The sequence below is a fragment of the Cohnella hashimotonis genome (assembly GCF_030014955.1).
In the GTDB taxonomy this organism is placed as follows: Bacteria; Bacillota; Bacilli; order Paenibacillales; family Paenibacillaceae; genus Cohnella; species Cohnella hashimotonis.
Window position 1 is genome coordinate 745,810 of sequence record NZ_JAGRPV010000001.1, and the last position, 18,436, is coordinate 764,245.

General features: G+C 60.7%; 9 protein-coding genes. 6 read left to right on the top strand and 3 right to left on the bottom strand.

Annotation, left to right across the window (positions count from 1 at the left end; translation table 11 throughout):
- Window positions 1-80: 80 nt before the first annotated feature.
- From KB449_RS03025 to KB449_RS03035, 3 genes are all read left to right on the top strand, one after another.
- Window positions 81-8,132: an S-layer homology domain-containing protein gene (locus KB449_RS03025; RefSeq protein ID WP_282906948.1), complete on the top strand. Its 8,052-nt coding sequence runs from the start codon at window positions 81-83 to the stop codon at window positions 8,130-8,132.
- A gap of 195 nt (window positions 8,133-8,327) precedes the next feature.
- A complete protein-coding gene (locus tag KB449_RS03030) occupies window positions 8,328-8,930 on the top strand; it encodes a cupin domain-containing protein (protein ID WP_282906949.1) in 603 nt (200 codons plus the stop codon).
- 169 nt (window positions 8,931-9,099) lie between these two features.
- Entirely contained in the window at window positions 9,100-9,675 is a 576-nt protein-coding gene (locus KB449_RS03035; RefSeq protein WP_282906950.1) for a 5' nucleotidase, NT5C type, read from the top strand.
- A gap of 137 nt (window positions 9,676-9,812) precedes the next feature.
- Here the strand turns inward: KB449_RS03035 and KB449_RS03040 are convergent, their stop codons facing one another.
- Window positions 9,813-11,465 (bottom strand): MDR family MFS transporter, encoded by a 1,653-nt coding sequence (locus tag KB449_RS03040; protein ID WP_434082482.1) that lies wholly within the window; start codon window positions 11,463-11,465, stop codon window positions 9,813-9,815.
- Between the two features lie 173 nt (window positions 11,466-11,638).
- Between KB449_RS03040 and KB449_RS03045 the strand changes: the two genes are divergently transcribed.
- Entirely contained in the window at window positions 11,639-12,436 is a 798-nt protein-coding gene (locus tag KB449_RS03045) for a Cof-type HAD-IIB family hydrolase (protein ID WP_282906952.1), read from the top strand.
- Between the two features lie 2 nt (window positions 12,437-12,438).
- Window positions 12,439-12,999: an NUDIX hydrolase gene (locus KB449_RS03050; RefSeq protein WP_282912724.1), complete on the top strand. Its 561-nt coding sequence runs from the start codon at window positions 12,439-12,441 to the stop codon at window positions 12,997-12,999.
- A gap of 836 nt (window positions 13,000-13,835) precedes the next feature.
- Here the strand turns inward: KB449_RS03050 and KB449_RS03055 are convergent.
- Window positions 13,836-14,252, bottom strand: a complete 417-nt coding sequence (locus KB449_RS03055) for a pyridoxamine 5'-phosphate oxidase family protein (protein ID WP_282906953.1) — start codon at window positions 14,250-14,252, stop codon at window positions 13,836-13,838.
- Window positions 14,253-14,379: 127 nt separating this feature from the next.
- A complete protein-coding gene (locus KB449_RS03060; RefSeq protein WP_282906954.1) occupies window positions 14,380-15,405 on the bottom strand; it encodes a LacI family DNA-binding transcriptional regulator in 1,026 nt (341 codons plus the stop codon).
- A 145-nt stretch (window positions 15,406-15,550) separates the two neighbouring features.
- On the opposite strand from KB449_RS03060, the gene KB449_RS03065 reads away from it, so the two are divergent.
- A complete protein-coding gene (locus tag KB449_RS03065; protein WP_282906955.1) occupies window positions 15,551-18,280 on the top strand; it encodes a glycoside hydrolase family 2 protein in 2,730 nt (909 codons plus the stop codon).
- Window positions 18,281-18,436: the final 156 nt, after the last annotated feature.

Sequence of the window (18,436 nt, forward strand, 5' to 3'; positions counted from 1 at the left end):
ATGACGGCTGTTCACTAGTGGGATCGGTCGCTAAAACTTACGCTAGATCTTAGAAGCATAGAGAATACGGAGGTATCGTGATGAAGCTCATACGTATGGAACAGCTGCACTTGATGCTGAGAATGGTAGTCGTGCTGGCCCTGATGCTCGGCAGCGTACTGCCTGGGGGGATACCGCAGTCGGCGATGGCCGAGGACACGCCCGAGGAAACAACGTCACCGCCCGAGGATGTAAGAAATCTTGACTGGAGCCTGATCGATTACAATCGCGTGCAGCTGCAATGGGAGAAGCCTTTGCTGCCCGACGGCACGGGAGAAGACCCGAATATCGAGAAATACGAGATATACGAAGCGGGGTCCGATGCGGTGTTCGAAGAAACGCAGGATACGCATGTCGTCATCGGCGACTTGGCTCCCAAGCGAATTTACAACTTCATCGTCAAGGCCGTAAATGCGGAAGGCGAACGATCCTCGGGCGAAAGGACGTATCCGGGCACGTCTCCGCAATACTCGGCCGAATTGGCGTCGGCCTCCATCGGAGGCGACGACGACCGCATGCTGGCCTTAAGCGCGGATGGCTCAACGCTGCTGCTGGCAAGCGGCGCGGGCTCCTCAATCTATGAGTACAAGACGGCGACGGGCGTTCTGCGCGCGCTCCCCTTGACAGAAGACGGGGAACCGCTTAACGAATCCATCAACGGGCTGTCCGTCAGCGGAGACGGTTCTGCGATCGTTTTTGCCACGGCTTCCGATAATTTGAAAGGAATTCCGCAGCCGGGCGGAGATAAAACCGTTTACGCATACGATGTCCACACCGACAAACTGCAAGCCGTCAGCCAGCCGGGTGCGAGAAGTACCGATCCTTCGATCAGCGCTGACGGCAAGCGTATCGTCTACGTCGAAGATTCCCAGATCTATCTTTACGAGAAGCAGTCGAATACGCGTATTCTTGTGAGCGCCAATACGGAGTCGTTGCCGAGCGACGATTTCAACTACCGTCCCGTGATCAGCGCCGACGGCAAGTTTATCGCCTATTATTCGACCGCTTCAGATCTCGCTGGCGTTCCAGCGGATGGCCCGACGCAGTCCCTGATCGTATACGACGCAGAAGCGCATGCCGTAGACAGCTATTCGCAGGAGGCGAGCAGCTATAATCAGCTCGCGATCAGCGAAGACGGATCCAGAATTGCCTTTATAGCGCGTTACAGCGGCTTTGCGAAGCCCCATGTCTTCGATAGGATTACGGGAGAAACCAAATATCTCAACAACGATCGCCCCCAATCGGAAGATAAAAACAAATCGTATTCGGGCATCTCCATCAGCGGGGACGGACGTACGGTGGCGGCGGACCTTCTGCACCACGACAAGGCACCGGGCCAAGCGAGTGCCTTCGGCGAACGCTTCGATCTGGCCGAAAATCAGGACGGAGGAATCGTCGTCGCGAAGGCTTCGCAAACGTTCAATCCCGCGTACACGACCGCGCGCAATACGCTCGATCGCGATGGAAAGCGTCTGTACTTGCTGAACGTGTCAACGCTATACGTCGAGTGCAGCGAGGCGTGCGGCTCCGGCGGCCCAGGGGGCGGCGTCCAGACCTTGTCCTGGAGCGTGCCGGGCGACGCTTGGGCAGGCAATGAGCTGAGGCAGGGAACGACATTAAATCTGCAGGCAACCGGTCAGCCGAGCCTTGCGCTGGAGGCAATCGTCGACTACAGCATGCTGTCCGAGTCGGGGCCGCCCGAGAAGGAGCAGGCGCTCGTCCAGCTGACCGAGGATCCGCAAGCCGCGGGCGTCTACCGCGGACAGTGGCAGCCGCCTGCGGGAACGAGCGCCGTCGACAAGCTGTCCGCCAGGGAAAAGAACGCGGGAGATACGGTCTCCGCGCCGGGGACGCCTATTCGGATCGCGGGCACGCTTCGCGTAACGCTCTCCGGGACGGAAGCGCTGCCTGAAGCGATGACGCTGACGGCTACGCATGAGGGCAAAGCCCCCGTATCGACGGAGATTCGGCCGGGCGCGCAGACGTACGACCTCCCGCTCGCTACGGGAACGGCCTATGCCGTCAAGTTGTTGGCGAAGCCCGAGGAAGGAGAAGAGATTGTGCTCGCTTCGGCCTCCGGCGTCCAGGTGACGGGGGGCGCCGTGACGCCGCTTGCGCTAACGCCGACGCTTCCGGCCACGTTGCGGGTTAAGGTCGAGCTATTTGGCGAGCCTACGCAAGAACTTAAGGTCGTATTCAAGCAGGACGGCAGCGACGAGACGTTCGCCGAGGTCAAGCCGGACGAGAACGGGATCGCGATGCTCCCGGGAAGTCATACGGCGGGAGAAGCGTTCAAAGTATCGATCGCCGTTCCGGCCGGTTATGTCGCGGACGCGGAGCAGCGTATCGTGCTGCGGCTCGGTGCGAACGCAATGCGCCTCACCGTTAAAAAAGAAGACGCGGCCGTACAGGATCTCTTCATGATCTACGAGCGACTATTATCTGGAGGAACTTTCGAATCATTGCCGGTGCAGGACAGCGACGCGATGCTCGTCGTGCAATCGGACGCCGGCCAGCAATTGGCCGCAGACGTCAACTATTTATTCTGGGAAAACGGGAATGACGGAGAGCCGGTCAAGCGGACTGCGCGCATCACGCTCTCCGAACAGGAAGGAACCGGGAGATACGAGGGCAGCTTTCGGATCATTGCCGGCGTATCCAGAATCGAATCGGCTCGCGTCATCTACAACGGTCATGCCGTCGACCGGGACTATGCGATCGGGAAAAATGTCGCCGGCAGAATGATTTTCCGGATGCCTGAGCCTGCAAACCCGCTTGAAGGCTGGGAGTCCGCCGCTGCGGGAAGCTGGCTGAAAGTCGCCTACTTCAAGGACAGATACATGAATTATTCCGCGAACGCCATTCTCGGAGATGACTTGACGCTAACGTTCGACGTCCCGTTCCCGGGTATCGAATATGCTGCGACGCTGATGCCCAAGAACGGCTCGGCGCTCTCCATTCTGCAATTTACAGCCAAACAAACTGGTTATGGACGGAGCGACGTAATAGAGATTCCTGCAGCTTACCATGTCGCGCTGGCAGCCGATCTTCGCTTCGAAGACGGCGCGGAGGGTGGCGCGAAGTACTGGCTGACGGACCCGGCCGGCGCTGTCGTAAGCGAAGGAACCGCTTGGATCGGCCGGGACAGCACGCTTAGACTGCCGCTCAAGCTGTCCTCGGGCGGAACCTACCGGCTGAAGGTGTTGTCGAACGATCCCGCGTATCAACCTGCCGAGCAGCCGATCGTGATCGATCGCATTAACGTAAATGCGAGCGTGACCTTGCAACCGAAGCCGCTCGGGAAGCTAGAGGGCGTCGTAAAGGGCAAGGACGGCAAGGCAGCGGCAGACGCCCAGATCGTCGCCGAGCTGCTCGACGATGGCAAGAGCAAGCTTTTCTACACGAAGACGAATGCTTCCGGCTCTTACTCGCTGCAGCTGCCGCAAGGTCAGATTCTGATTCGAGCAATCGCGGGATCGTCCGTTCAGGGCTATCAGAGCCAGCAGGAAACGGTCCGGATAGCTGCGGGCCAGACAGCGCAAAAGGCGCTACAAATCCTGGATTATGCCGATGTGGGCGTGAAGCTGTACACGCTGCAGCCGGGCGGCACCTGGCAGGGGCCCATAGCGATCGACGCATTGGTCGCAGGCACCTACAAATTAGGATCCGATCGGATCATCCAGTCGCTGCAATCCCGCATGAACCTGCGTGCGCTGCCCGGTGAGACGGTCCAGATCTGTGCGGACGGCCGCGATCTAAGATTGTCGGCCGAGTGCAAGTCGGTCGTAATCGGCGAAGACGGCAAGGCCGAAGTCGAGCTCCGTCTTAAAAACGAATCCTCCAAAGCCGCGGTCCGACTGCTCGGCAAGGACGGACAGCCGCTAACCAGCGCCTTCGTCGAACTGTTCGACAGCGAAGGTGATTATATACCTAACATTAACTACAATCTTGCGCCAGACGAGGAGCGAGGCATCTTGGCGCTGCAGGGCTCGGGCAGCTATAAAGCGACCTTCTACGCGAACGGCGGCTTTGCGGAAATTTCGTTCAGCACCTCGCAAGGCGAGACGACCGACCTTGGGGTGGTAGCGCTGCAGCCTTACGGCGCGTTCGCGAGCGGCAAGGTCAAGCAGGCCGTGACCGTATCCGATACGAAGGTGGCGCCCGGCAGCACGACGACGCTGCGCGTTCTCTATCAGAATTACTATGCGCAGTCGTTCGCCGCCGAGGATGCGGAGATCGTCGTCGCGCTGCCGGCCGGCGCCGAGCCTGTCGAAGGTACGGCTGTCGTAGCCGGCAAGGCGGCTTCCTACAAGATGGACGGCCGGAATCTGATTTTGCCGGTGGGAACGGTCGCCGACGACAAGCAGCAAAGCGCGCAAATTAAACTTCGGTTCGATGAAGCGGTTGGCGACGCGCCAGCGCTCCAGGCTTCCATCCGTTACAAGGTGAAGGGCGAGCCAACGAGCGAGCTGCTGGGAATGGCCGTGCTGTCCAAGGTGCGTGTCTCGCTCAGGGCGCCGTCGCTGACGGTCAAGCGCCAGCTGTCGCTCGGCGGTTCGGCGCCGGCGGGCGCCTCCGTGACGATCTATGACGGCAGGGATCCGATCGGCACCGCAATGGCCAACAAAGACGGTTTATGGTGGGCTGACGCGACGCTGACCGGGAGCGACGGCGTCTATATGGAGCATAGACTAAGCGTTGAGGCCGTCGAAGGTGCAGGGGCGCGAGTCTCCGGCGAAGAAGCCGTCGTCGTCTACGATCCGAACGATCCAGGTCTGGTATCGATGACGATTTTGTCGAATCACAAGGAAGTAACCTTTAACGTTGAAGGCGGCGTCGCGGTATTTCCGCTCTCCGTCGTTACCAACGCGCCGATCGCCTACCGCCTGAATTTCAGGGATCCGGAGCGGGTGTACGACGTTCGCGTGCAGAACGGAGATACGCTGTCGCAGGCGGCGAAAGGGGCCGACGGCGTATACCGGGGCGTGATGCCCTTCTCGAAGAGCTTCGGTCAAGTGTGGATCGACTACCGGACGAAGGCAGATTCCGTCGAGCTGGCCGCCCGGCCGGCGATCGCCGAGGAAGAGCTGCGGAGCTCGCTGCCGGCGGCGCTAAGGGACTTCGCCATGCCGCAAGTGACCAATGCGGGAGAAGAGACGCCCGGCGGCGAGCGATTGCCGGAAGGCGCATTCGAAGCCGAGGTCGAGCTGGCGGAGGGCGTCACATCCACGATTCGAGGAACGTTCGAATCGGTCGCCTATACGGCAAGCGACAAGGATTTAGCGTGGCAGTCGAGCACCGGTCTTCCCGTTTACAGGTTCAAGGAAAGCCACAGCGAGACCAAGGACGGATCGCTGCAGACCTCTATCAGCTTTGTTATTCCGTCATCCGCTTCGGCTTCGGCCCGCGGCATTCAGGGCGCCTCGGTCGGCGGCATCGCGATCACGCTGAGCGGGCTGATCAAGTTCGGGGAAGCGGGTTTCAAGGGTTGGTCGGCGGCCAAAGCGGGGCAGGATACGCTGGCGAACTACCGGCGCGCCCAGGATCTGCTGAAGGCGGCCGAGGCAATATGCGAGCCCGAGGCCAGAGAATATTACACGGGATTCGCCAAAGAAGTGGTCTTCGAGGTTAACGCCCACTTTACGGTGTCCAACATGCTGAAGGTCGTCAAAAACTTCGGCAAGATCGATAAAGGACCCGGCGTGCTGTTCAGCGCCGCGAGCGAGTATGCTTCCATGACGTTCAAGGAAGTCGAAAACAACGATATGGACGAACTCGAAGAACATATTAAAAAGTATACGTGCAAGCTGAAGCCTTATCCGCCGACGGATCGCAAGGATCCGCCTGCGGCATCGCCCAAGTACATCTGGGATCCGAGCGGTTACGTGTACGAAGGCATGCCGTCCAATCGCGTAGAAGGAGCGACCGCTACGGTCATGGAGCTGGTCGGCGACGTATGGACTGTATGGGACAGCGAGTGGTACGGACAAGAGAATCCGCAGTCGACCGACCGGGAGGGCCGGTACGGATGGGACGTACCTGAGGGCAAGTGGAAGGTTCGCTACGAGAAGGATGGCTACGAGACGGCATACAGCGATGCGCTGGACGTACCGCCGCCGCAGCTCGAGGTCAACGTGCCGATCGTTTCCTATGCAGCCCCCGAGGTTCAAGCGGTGCATCCGGCCCCTGGCGGCGCGGGCGTGACCGTTTACTTTACCAAACCGGTGAACGTCGACACGCTCGAAGGCGCGTTCGCGCTGAAGGATTCGGGGGCTGCGAATATCGATGGAACGATCGAGGCCAAAGATATATATACGAGCAAAGACGGACTGTCGCTCGCAATGGCGGCGGAATTCGTTCCCGGGACCGCGCTTCGGATCGGGGAAGGCTATACCTTGACGGTGCGCGGCACGGTGCAGAGCTATGCGCGCGTCCCGATTGGCGAAGACTGGGAAGCGACATTTACGGTGGAAGCCTCGGACTCGACGCCGCCGGCGGATGTCTCGGCGCTCGCAGGCGGAATGACGGACGAAGGCGTCGTGCTGACATGGCGCGATCCGTCCGACAAGGATCTTGCAGCCGTGAACATTTACTGGAAAAAAGCTGCGGACGCAGCGTACGGCTACCCTGTCACGGTGTCCGCCGGAACGATGTGGGGAGCCGTGCCCGGATTGGACGCGTCTTCCGCCTATGAATTCAAGGCCGCTGCCGTTGACGAAGCGGGTAATGAAGCGCGCGGCGTTGCATTCAACTGGACGCCGCAGAGCGTTGCGGACTTAACGGCGCCCATGCCGATCTCCGAATTGGCGGCAAAGGCGCAAGGAGACAGTGCGATTCGCATGACTTGGACAGATTCGTCTTCCGTCGATCTGGCGAAGCTGCGTATCGAATGGCGAATCTCCGGTTCAGAAGACAAATACGCGACGGCCGAAGTGGAGAAGGGCAAGGGCGAGTTTACGGCCAATGGTCTGAAGCCGCTCACCGAATACGAGCTCCGCGTATTCGCGGTCGATGCTTCGGGGAATGAATCCAAGCCCGTCGGCGTGTCGGCCTCGACCGGCGCGTCCGGTCAGAGCGGGGGACCAAGCGGATCGGGAGGCGGCGGTCAGACGGATCCGAACGAGGAGACCGGCGATCTCGGAGAAGCCGGCGCGAGCCTGAGCTTCTTCGGCGGCAAGCTCAAGCTGCAGCTGCCGGGCAGCGGCGGTGCGGCCGGCGCAGCTAAAAAGGTGACGGTATCGAAGGCGCAGAATTCGCCGGCACCGGCGGACACCCATCTTCGGCTGCTGTCGGACGTCTATGCCTGGAAGCTTGAAGCGAGTAGCCAGTTGTCCGCCGTCGCCAAGCTGACGATCGCATACGATTCGGCGAAGCTGGATGGCGGCGATATTCGCAAGCTGGGGCTGTACCGTCAAGATGCTGCCGACAAGACGCGGTGGACCTATGTTGGCGGCGTCGTGGACGGCGCGGCCGGCACGGTGGAGGCGGAGTCGACGGAGCCCGGCGCCTATGCGGTGCTCGTCGCCGAGTATACGTTCGGCGATCTGGCCAATCACTGGAGTCGCGGCGATGTCGAGGTGCTGGCGGCGCGCGGGATCGTGACCGGGGATCCGGACGGCTCGTTCCGTCCGAACGGGAAGCTGACGCGGGCGGAGTTCGTGAAGCTGCTGCTGCCGCTATTCGCGGACGCAGAAGCAGACCGCGCATCCTCCGCACCGTTTACCGACGTGCCGCAAGAAGCCTGGTACGCCGAAGCCGTAGAGAAAGCGGCGGCGGCAGGCATTGTGCAGGGCGCGGACGGCAAGTTCAGGCCGACCGATCCGGTCACGCGCGAAGAGATGGCCGTAATGCTGTATCGGGCGCTCGGGATCGTCACGGACGATCTGGATCCCGAGAAGCTGCTGAGCGTATTTAATGACGGCGCTAAAGTGTCGGGCTGGGCGAGGATGCAGGTTGCCTATGCCGTCAAGGCAGGGCTGCTCAAGGGCAGCGGCGGCAGGCTGCATCCGGGCGCGACCGCCACCCGGGCCGAGGCGGCAACCGTGCTGCTCCGCGTCCTGGAAGCGCAAGGAAAGATCATGAAAAAAGAATAGAACGCCGGTTCTAATATGGAAATCGCTTCTCCGTCGCGCACATGACGAAGGAGCGATTTTTTTGGTTGCTATGACTCGGCTTTGCGAAGTCATGACCTGCATGACAAAAGCGATGACGGCTGTTCACTAGTGGAAACGACGACTAAAACTTACGCTAGAAATAGCCATTATTGAAAATAAGGAGAATGATCCGACATGATCGCAGCATCAGCTCAAAGAACGATACACAATCCGCAGATCGGTGACGTCGTTACCTTTCTGACGACGACCCAGGAATCGGGCGGCGCTTACGAGTGGGTAGAGGTCCGCCTTCAACCCGGAGGCGGCACGCCCTTGCACTACCATACGACGTTCGAGGAGGAGTTCGAAGCGCTGGACGGCAGGCTGTCGCTTGACTGCGACGGCAGGACGCTGCTGCTGACGCCTGGCCAGAAGGCAGTGGCGCCTCTGGGCTCGAAGCATCGCTTTTACAACCAGGAGAAGACAGAGATCGTGTTCCGCGTGAAGGTGCTTCCGGCTCGCAGCTTCGAGAAGTTTCTGCGCATGCAGTACGGTCTCGCCCGCGATGGCAGGACAGGCGCGAACAGCATGCCGAAGAGCATGCTTGAGCTGGCAGTAGTCATCCGCATGGGCGAGAGCTACCTGATCGGTCCGCCGGTCTGGCTGCAGAAGGGCATGTTCGGACTGCTGTACCGGATTGCGCGGTGGCGCGGCGTGGAGCGGAGGCTGCTTGCTCTCTATTGCACGGAGACGGCGGGAAAAGAAGGCGCCGGCGAGCGGTATGCCGGGATCTCCTGACGATCCGATTATCCGCGAGGAGAAGGTGAATGAATATCGATTGGATCATGCAGGGAGCCCCGGCCGCTATCGGCCGGGGCTCTTCGCACAAAAAAACGCGAAGCCCATTAGGACGATGCGCCCGGATTTGGTAAAATAAGCGGACAATCACGATTCCAAGGAGAACCTCATGAAACTCGGCTTCGATATCGACGACACGCTGATCAACCTGCGCGAGCACGCCTTTCATCTATACAACCGGAGGTTGGGCACGCAGGTCGATATCGCGCGCATGCGCGAGCTGAACTGCATCCCCATTCACGAGGCGTTCGGCCTGATCGCGGAAGAAGGCAAGCGGATGTGGGGCGAGCTGCGCGAGGAAATTTACTTCAGCGATTGCCCGGCTTATCCCGACGCGGTAGAAGCGCTGCAGACGCTGGACCGGCAGGGGCACGAGATTTATTACATTACCGCCCGGGCGCAGGGACATTGCGACAAGACGCTTGAATGGCTGACCGCGGCGGGATTCCCGGTGCGTCCGGGCAGATTCTTCTGCGGCATGGGCGACGCGGAAAAGGTTCATGTCATCCGCGACCTCGCGCTCGATTATTATTTCGACGATAAGCCCGCTGTCATCGATACCTTAGCCGCGCTGGCGATGAAGGTATACATCCGCGATCAGCCGTATAACCGGCATTTGGACGCGCCCCGTATTCATTCATGGGGCGAACTGCTGAGCTTGTTGAATATTTCTCCGCTTGAATGACGGGCGTTGGGGGCCGATACCAGCCGCAGAAACAGCGCTTGGGAGGCTTATATGTCGGCTAGCTGGCGTATTGCGTTTTTGTAAAAAGATAGCCCGTATGCGCCTGCCGGCGTACACGGGCCTCTTGCTGTACAGTTTTAGTGCTGTGCCGCGTAAGCCTCGGCTTCTGCTTCGGCGGCCGGATCCATTCGCTCGCGGCTCATAAGTAACGCGGCGGCAAGCGCCAGCACGGCCGGGATCAGGCTCCACATAAAGGTGGCCGAGATCGAGGACGACAGCCCGTCGGTGACCTTTGCCAGCAGGTCGTGCGGAATGTGCGAGCGCGCAGCGGGCTCCATGAGCGCATGCGGGTCGCTTAGGTTGAGCCCGCCGAGCGCGTCGGGTCCGGTATTTCCGCCAGCGCCTCCGTTCGCTGCGGCGCCGCCTAAGGAGCCGGCCCCGTTGTCGCCGGCCGTCGCAGCCGTGCCGTCTGCGGTCGCGCTTCCGCCGAGCGTGCCTCCGCCGAGCGCTTCCGACAGCTTGCGGGCCATGGCGTGGCTCTGGATGATGCCGAACACCGTGATGCCGAGCGTCATCCCCAGCGAGCGCAGGAAGTTCAGCGTCGAGCTGGCGGAGCCGCGCTTGTTGGCGGGCAGGGCGTGGATGGCGGCGTTGCCCAGCACGGAGAAGGTCGCGCCGACGCCGAGCCCGACGAGCACCATGTAGACCGTGACGATCCAGCGCGGCGTATCCGACGTCAGCGTCGTCAGCAGCGCGATGCCGGCGACGAGAATGACGACGTTAGGAATAAGGATCGTACGGTAGGACAGCTTGCTCAGCAGGCTGCCGCCGAGCGTCGCGGTTACGACGGTACCCAGCATCATCGGCAGCAGGACCATGCCCGAATTCGTTGCCGATCCGCCGAGTACGCCTTGCATATAGATGGGAATGTAAACCGACGCGGTAATGAACGCGGCGCCGCTCAGCATGGCGAGCGCATTGCTCGTCGCGTACAGTCTGCTGCGGAACATCGCAAACGAGATGATCGGCTCTACGGCGCGCCGCTCCGCCCATACGAACAGCAGCGCGAGCGCGGCGGCTCCTGCGAACAAACCGATAATTTCCGCGGAGTCCCAGGCGAACGTCTTGCCGCCGAGCTCCATGGCGAACACGAGACAGACGATCGTGCCGACGAGCGAGGCGGCGCCGGTCCAATCGATCACCTGGCGGTCGTGCTGCGCCGACTCTTTGTAGAAGAAGGCGATCATCGCGAACGCGATCAGTCCGAGCGGCAGATTGATATAGAAGATCCAGTTCCACCCGATATGATCCGTGATATAGGCGCCGAGCAGCGGCCCGAAGATGCTGGAGAGGCCGAATACCGCGCCGAACAGGCCGCCCAGCTTGCCCCGGCTCTCCGGCGGCACGGCGTCGAACATGATGGTAAAGGCAATCGGCACCAGCGCGCCCGCCCCGATCCCCTGCACGGCCCGGTACAGGCTGAGCTGCAGGATCGAATCGGCCGTGCCGCAGAGGGCCGAGCCGACCATGAAGCAGATGACGCCGAAGACGAAGAATCGCTTGCGCCCGTACATATCCGAAAGTTTGCCGAAGATCGGCATGCCCGCCATTTCCGCGACCATGTAGGCCGACGTTACCCACACGAATTTGTCGAGACCGCCGAGTTCCCCGATGATGGAGCCCATGGCCGTCGCGGTGATGGAGTTGTCCATCGAGGCCATCAGGATGGAGAGCAGGAGGCCTGCGATCACGATGCCGGTGTTTTGCGTTGTTCGTACCACTCGAATCATTCCTTTGCGCTGATTTGGTTCTGCATCGTCTTGCTGTCTGTATTCATTGTATGGGAGCGTCCATGACAACAGTCTGTCAGTATTCGCGAGATTTCCGTTTACGCAGGGGCGATTTTGTTAGATGATAAGAGGAATGGTTTCGAAATAGACAGATTACAGGATGGGGAGCGAGCATGAGCTACAAAATCGTGTTTTTCGATATCGACGGAACGTTGGTGGACGAGGAAAAACGCATTCCCGAGGATACGCGTCTCGCCATCGCCGAGCTGAAGGCGAGCGGGATCGAGCCGGTCATCGCGACCGGGCGCGCGCCGTACTTTTTCAAGTGGCTGCTGGAGGAGCTCGACATCGAGTCGTTCGTCAGCCTGAACGGCGGCTATGTCGTGTATAAGGGCAAGGAGCTGTACGAGCGGCGGATTCCGATCGGCGATCTGGAAAAGCTTGTCGAGCTGTCGGGACGCGCGGGGCATCCGCTCGTATTCGAGGGCAAAGCGGCCTACCATACGAACCATGAGAACGACGAAGGCGTCTGGAAAGCCGTCGATTCGCTCCGCGTGGAGCGACCCGGATTCAATGCCGATTTTTGGCGGGGAGAGGGCATTTATCAAGTGTTCCTTCACTGCACGGAAGGCGAGGAAGCGGCATATTTGCCGGAGCTGCCGGGGCTGCGGTTCATCCGCTGGCATCCGAACGCGCTGGACGTGCTGCCGCATACCGGCTCCAAAGCCGAGGGCATCCAGGCCATGCTGGACGCGCTCGGCATTCCGGCCGAAGAAGCGATCGCCTTCGGGGACGGCCTGAACGACAAGGAGATGCTGGCGCTCGTCGGTCTCGGCATCGCGATGGGCAACAGCCATCCGGAGCTGCTGGCGCATGCGGACTATGTGACGGCGCGCGCGGACGAGGGCGGCATCCGTCAGGGGCTGGTCTATGCGAAATGCATTCCGGACGGGAAGGGGGCCACGGTATGAGTTTGGAAGTGAATTTTTGCTCGTCGTGCGGGTCCGCGATGGAGACGCGCGACGTCGACGGCACGCCGCGACGTGCGTGTACCGCATGCAGCTTCGTGCATTGGGGCAACTACAGCATCGGCGTAGGTGCGCTTGTGGAGCGGGAGGGCAAGATTCTGCTCGTGCGCAGGGCGCAGGAGCCGGGCAAAGGGTACTGGACGAACCCGGGCGGATACGCGGAGCAGCTGGAGCAAATTAACGAGACGGTGCGGCGCGAGGTGCTGGAGGAGACGGGCATCGATGCAGTCGTGACGGGCGTCGCTGCGCTGCGGGACCAGCCGAGAGTCGTGCACAATCTGTACGTCGCCTTCACGATGGCATACGTCGGCGGCGAGCCGGTGCCGGACGGCGTGGAGGTGGATGCGGCGGGATTTTACGGGCTGGAGGAGCTCGAGACGATGAACGTGGCGCCGTTCACGCGCTGGCTCGTCGACGTCGCGATGAAGCGCGACGGATCCGCAGGCCTCGCCGTCGACGAAGCGCCGATCGTGCCGCTGCCGGGGTACGGGTTGTTTCGCATTTAAGCGGCGGCCGGAGAGAGAGATGCCGCTGTTGCTCGCCGGATTGAGGCTTGGCAGGCATAAGGAACCGATGGGCCGTTACTGTATTCGCTGAAAGATGGTCTCTCGCAGAATAACGATGTGCGGCATCGTTAATCGGGTGAAACCAGGTTACTCTTGCGGAATAACGATGTGCGGCATCGTTAATCGGATGAAACTCAGACACTCTCACGGAATAACGATGAGCGGCATCGTTAATCGAGTGAAACCAGGTTACTCTCGCGGAATAACGATGAGCGGCATCGTTAATCGGACGGAATTTCTGCGATTCTAGTCAATAAGTTACCTTTTGCCGCTATCGCGTCGCCGGAGTGGGGTCCACGCAGCCATAAGGAACTTTTGTGCCGTTATTGCTTGCCGGAGTGGGGTCCACGCAGCCATAAGGAACTTTTGTGCCGTTATTACTTGCCGGAGTGGGGTCCACGCAGCCATAAGGAACTTTTGTGCCGTTATTGCTTGCCGGAGTGGGGTCCACGCAGCCATAAGGAACTTTTGTGCCGTTATTGCTTGCCGGAGTGGGGTCCACGCAGCCATAAGGAACTTTTGTGCCGCTATTGCTCGCCGGAGTGGGGGTTCACGCAGCCATTAGGAACTTTTATGCCGCTATTGCTCGCGAGAGTGGGGGGGCCGCGCAGCCATAAGGAACTTTGTGCAGCTATTGCTCGCCGGAGTGAGGGCCGCGCAGCCATAAGGAACTTTTTTGCCGCTATCGCGTCCCCGGAGTGGGGCTTCATCAAAAAAAGCAGCATCGGGGTCGCCGTTTCAGACGCCCGAGCTGCTTTTTTGAATTGCAATGTGTGTTATGACGGGCGCCAAGCCTGCTGCTCCCCGTCTTTTTCCGTGTACAAAATGAGCGTCGGCGCAAGCTTCAGGATGACGTAGTCGGGATCATGCGGGCCGTCGAGCCACTTCTCGAAGTAGCCTTTCCACACGTCCGACTTCAGCTCCTCGTCCGTCGAGATCGCGACCTCGCCCTGCACTTCGACGATCTCGCCCGGCCACAGCCGGCCCTCAAGGCCGAGCAGCAGGGACGCCTTCGGATTGGCTTTGAGCTCGTCGACTTTGTGCGTGTCGCGGTGCGTCGCGAGCAGGATCGTCAGTCCGTCGTTGAACACCCTCATATAACGCAGCGAAGGCTGGCCGTCATGGACGGTCGCGAACGCTCCGAATTTATATTTTCCGATTGCTTCTGTCAGCTTCTTCTCCAGATCGCTCATGCAGATCAGCTCCCATCTGTTTGGTCTCGTTTATCGTACCCGGATCTTGGAGTCGCCAACCATCGGCGGCCGGCCCTATGTGCAGCCATGTTATCGTCGATGGCCATGTTGAAGGGGCGACGGCTTATTAGTGTTCTTCCGATGGCGGGGCGCAAGACGCGCGCTCGATAAACGCGCCATAAATGGACAGCTTGGTCGGATTGCCGCCATAGTCGATCTTGCGGATCAAAAAGTCGACGGCCTCGTAGCCGAGCTGCTCGCGCTGTACTTGGACCGTCGTGAGCGGAGGCCTCGTACGGGCGGCTTCTTCGATGTCGTCGAAGGCTGCAACGGACAGCGAGCCGGGGATCTGTACGCCCATCGCGGTCAGCATCTCGATCAGATTGACGGCGATGCGGTCGTTGGCGCAAAACCAAGCCGTCGGATAGCCGCTCAGCCCATCCAGCCAGGCCTGCACCTCGGATGGCTGCGAATGAAGCGTCGCGAGCGGGGCCTCGCCGGTCAGGCAGTATTCCTCGGGGATGGCGAGCCCGGCCTCGCTCATCGCCTGGCAAAAACCGAGCCAGCGCTCCATAAAACTGCGGGTCATGCCGATCGCGCCTATAAATCCGATCTCGCGGTGACCGAGACCGATCAGGTACGACACGATGCGGTAAGCCTCGGTCGTATTGGCGGTAACGACGGCGTCGAGCTTCAGCGTGTCGTAGTCGTGGTCGACGATGACGAGCGGCGCGCCGAGCTCCAGCAGATGGCGGACGTAGGCTTCTCGGAAGACCCCGATTAGCAGCAAGCCTTCGAACACGGCCAGATGCCATTCTTCCGGCAGCAGTAACGCCTCCTCCATTCGCTCCGTGATCTCGCACAGTACCGCCGTGCTCCCGGTTTCCTTTGCCCGCCTGTCGATTGCCCAATAGATTTCCCTATAGAAGCCTTGGTCATGCCGGATATACTTCGGAATAAGGACGAGCAGGTTGCGGGTTCGCCGTCCCTCCTTGTCCGTACGCGCCCGGTAGCCGAGCCGGTTCGCCGTTTCGAATATGCGGTCGCGCAGCGATTCGCTCACACCAGGTTTGCCGCTCAGGGCAAGCGATACGGCGTTTTTGGAGACGCCGAGCGCGTCCGCGATCTGTTGCATGGATACTTTGCCGCTCATCGTCGTTTAACCTCGAATCTGATGGGATGCTGTCGCTTTACACATTGAAGTTTGTCAAGCGGTTTGTCAATTGATGCGCGCAAGGCAATGCTCTATGATGTGTGCGAAGGAAGACATACGGACGAGGAACGGGGCGGTACGAGAGATGAAGGAATGGCTGCTGAACGGCGAGACGTGGGAAGTTAAAGGCTATTGGCCATGGGTGCCGCTGAAGGTGAGCAGCATGGAGATCGGCCAGGAGCTGCTGGGCGTGACGGACTGGATGCCTGCGACGGTGCCGGGCGGCGTGCATGCGGACCTGCTGCGCGCGGGACTGATCGAGGACCCGTGGTCCGGCTTGAACAGCTGGAAATGCGAATGGGTGGAAAACCGGTGGTGGGTGTACCGCGCTACCTTCGCTTGCCCCGAGCCGGGGAGCGGCCGGACGGAGCTCGTGTTCAAGGGGCTCGATTACGAGGCGCAGGTGTTCGTGGACGGCAAGCTGCTCGGCGAGCACGAAGGCATGTACCACGAGGTCGTATTCGACGTGACCGAGGCGGCGCGCACGCAGGAGCGGATGGAAGTGACCGTCATGTTCAAGCACGCGCCGGACGAGATGTCGCAGATCGGGCTGACCTCGCGGACATATACGCAAAAAAGCAGGTTCAACTATAAATGGGACTTTTCCACGCGGCTAGTCAATATCGGCATCTGGGACGACGTGCTGCTGCGTGTGCACGAAGCCTGGACGCTCGACGACGTCTCGGTGACGACGGACGCGGATCCTGAAGCCGGAACGGGCGAGATTTTCGTATCGGCTGCGGCTCGCGGATTTGCGATAGCGGATGATGCCGGAGCCATTGGAAATGGTGCTGAAGTCATTGCGGGCGACGCGCAAGCGCTGACGTTGCGGGTCGACGTGACCGATCCCGATGGCGTTAATGTCGCGCACAGCGAGTCTCCGATCGGAACGGACGGCCGAACGGGGGAGCTGCGTATCCCGATCGAGCAGGCGCGCCTGTGGCAGCCGAACGGTTACGGCGAGCAGCCGTTGTACGGCGTGCGGCTGACGCTTTTGGCGGGCGGCGACGTCATGGATACGCGCGAGCTCAAGACGGGCATTCGTTCGCTGTCTTATGCGCAAAACGAGGAGAGTCCGGCGGAGGCGCTGCCTTATACGTTTGTCGTGAACGGCAAGCGCATCTACGTCCGAGGCGTCAACATGACGCCGCTCGATCATCTGTACGGCAACGTGACGCCGGAGCAATACGAATACTACGTGCTGCTCATGAAACGCGCGGGCGTCAACATGGTGCGCGTGTGGGGCGGCGGCATTATCGAAAAAGAGTCCTTTTACGACCTGTGCGACCGCCACGGCCTCCTCGTATGGCAGGAGTTCGTCCAGTCGAGCTCGGGCATCGACAACATTCCGTCGAAGCGGCCGGCGTTCCTCGAGCTGATCGCGCTGACGGCGGTGAGCGCCTTGAAGGCGAAGCGCAATCACGTTTCGCTGACCGTCTGGAGCGGCGGCAACGAGCTGATGAGCGAGCCGAACGTGCCTTCGACCTACGAAGACGCGAACCTGGCGATGCTGAAAAAGCTTGTAGAAACGCATGATCCGCGGCGGCTTTTCCTGCCGACGTCGGCATCGGGGCCGGTGCAGTACATCACGCCTGAGAAGGGCATCAGCCACGATGTGCATGGACATTGGAAGTACCAGGGCAATCCGGGTCACTACGAGCTGTATTCGGACGTGGACAATCTGTTCCACAGCGAATTCGGCGTCGACGGCGTGAGCGCGGTCAAGAGCTTGAAGAAGTTTCTGCCGGCGTCCGAGCTGCGACCGGTCTCGATGAACGACAGCCTCGTCTGGCGTCATCACGGCGAATGGTGGGACACGTACGATCGCGACATCGAGCTGTTCGGCGAGGATGTCGGGGCCGGGATCGGTCTCTTCAGCCGCGCGAGCCAGTGGATTCAGGCGGAAGGGCTGCGATTCGTGCTGGAGGCGAACCGGCGTCGTCAGTTCAAAAACAGTGGCAGCGTCATCTGGCAGCTGAACGAGCCGTACCCGAACGCTTCGAGCACGAGTCTCGTCGATTACTATGGCGAAAGTAAAATGGCTTATTATTGGACGCGCCGGGCGTACAGCCCGTATTTTGCTTCCGCGGCCTACAAGCGGCTGAACTTTAGGAGCGGGGAAACGTTCGAGGCGAGACTGTTCGCGGGCGCTCATGCGGAGACGGAAGGGTTGACGGTTCGCAGCCGGTTGCTCGGTATGGACGGCGAATTGCTGCATGAGCAGTCGGACGCCGTGAGCGTCGACGGCGAGCATACGGCGCATGCGGGCGACCTGCACACGCTCGTAACGGAAGCCTTCGGGTCGTTGTTCCTGCTGCGGCTCGAGCTCCTCGATCCGGCGGGCGCGGTACTGCATGCGAACGATTATTTCTTCTCGACGCTGGAGCGTGACGTCTATGCGCCTGCGTTGACTAGCGGCGACGGGGGGCGCCTGACGGCAACGGCGCTCGGCGATTGGGCGGCTGAAGACACGACGGCTGCCGGCGAGACGATTGCCGCGCAAGGGGACGATGCGAAGGCGAACGACGCGAAGGCGAACGATGCGAGGGCGAACGATGTGTTGAGGCGGCTAGAAGCCGTTACGCGGCGCTTCAGGCTGACCAACGACGGCGATCATGCTGCGCTGCACGTGCATGCGGAGGAGTCGACGAACGGCTGGTGGATGGCGGCCGACGACCTCTACTTCACCCTGCTGCCCGGCGAGAGCCGCGAGTTGACCGTTACCTGCTGGCGCAAGCGCGCGGGCGGATTTTTGGCAGGGGACGTAGGAGCGGCTGCGGATGCGCTGCCGGAGCTGGGGTTCAGGAGCTTTTAATGCGCTCGCCAGCTCGAATTGTGCGGAAAAACCGTGTAACTCGGGCAAGAGTAGGCTCGCCAGCTCGAATTGCACGGAAAAATCGTGTAACTCGGGCGCTGCTTGGCTCTCCGTCTCGAGTTGCGCGAAAAAACCGTGCAACTCGGCCAAAGCTCG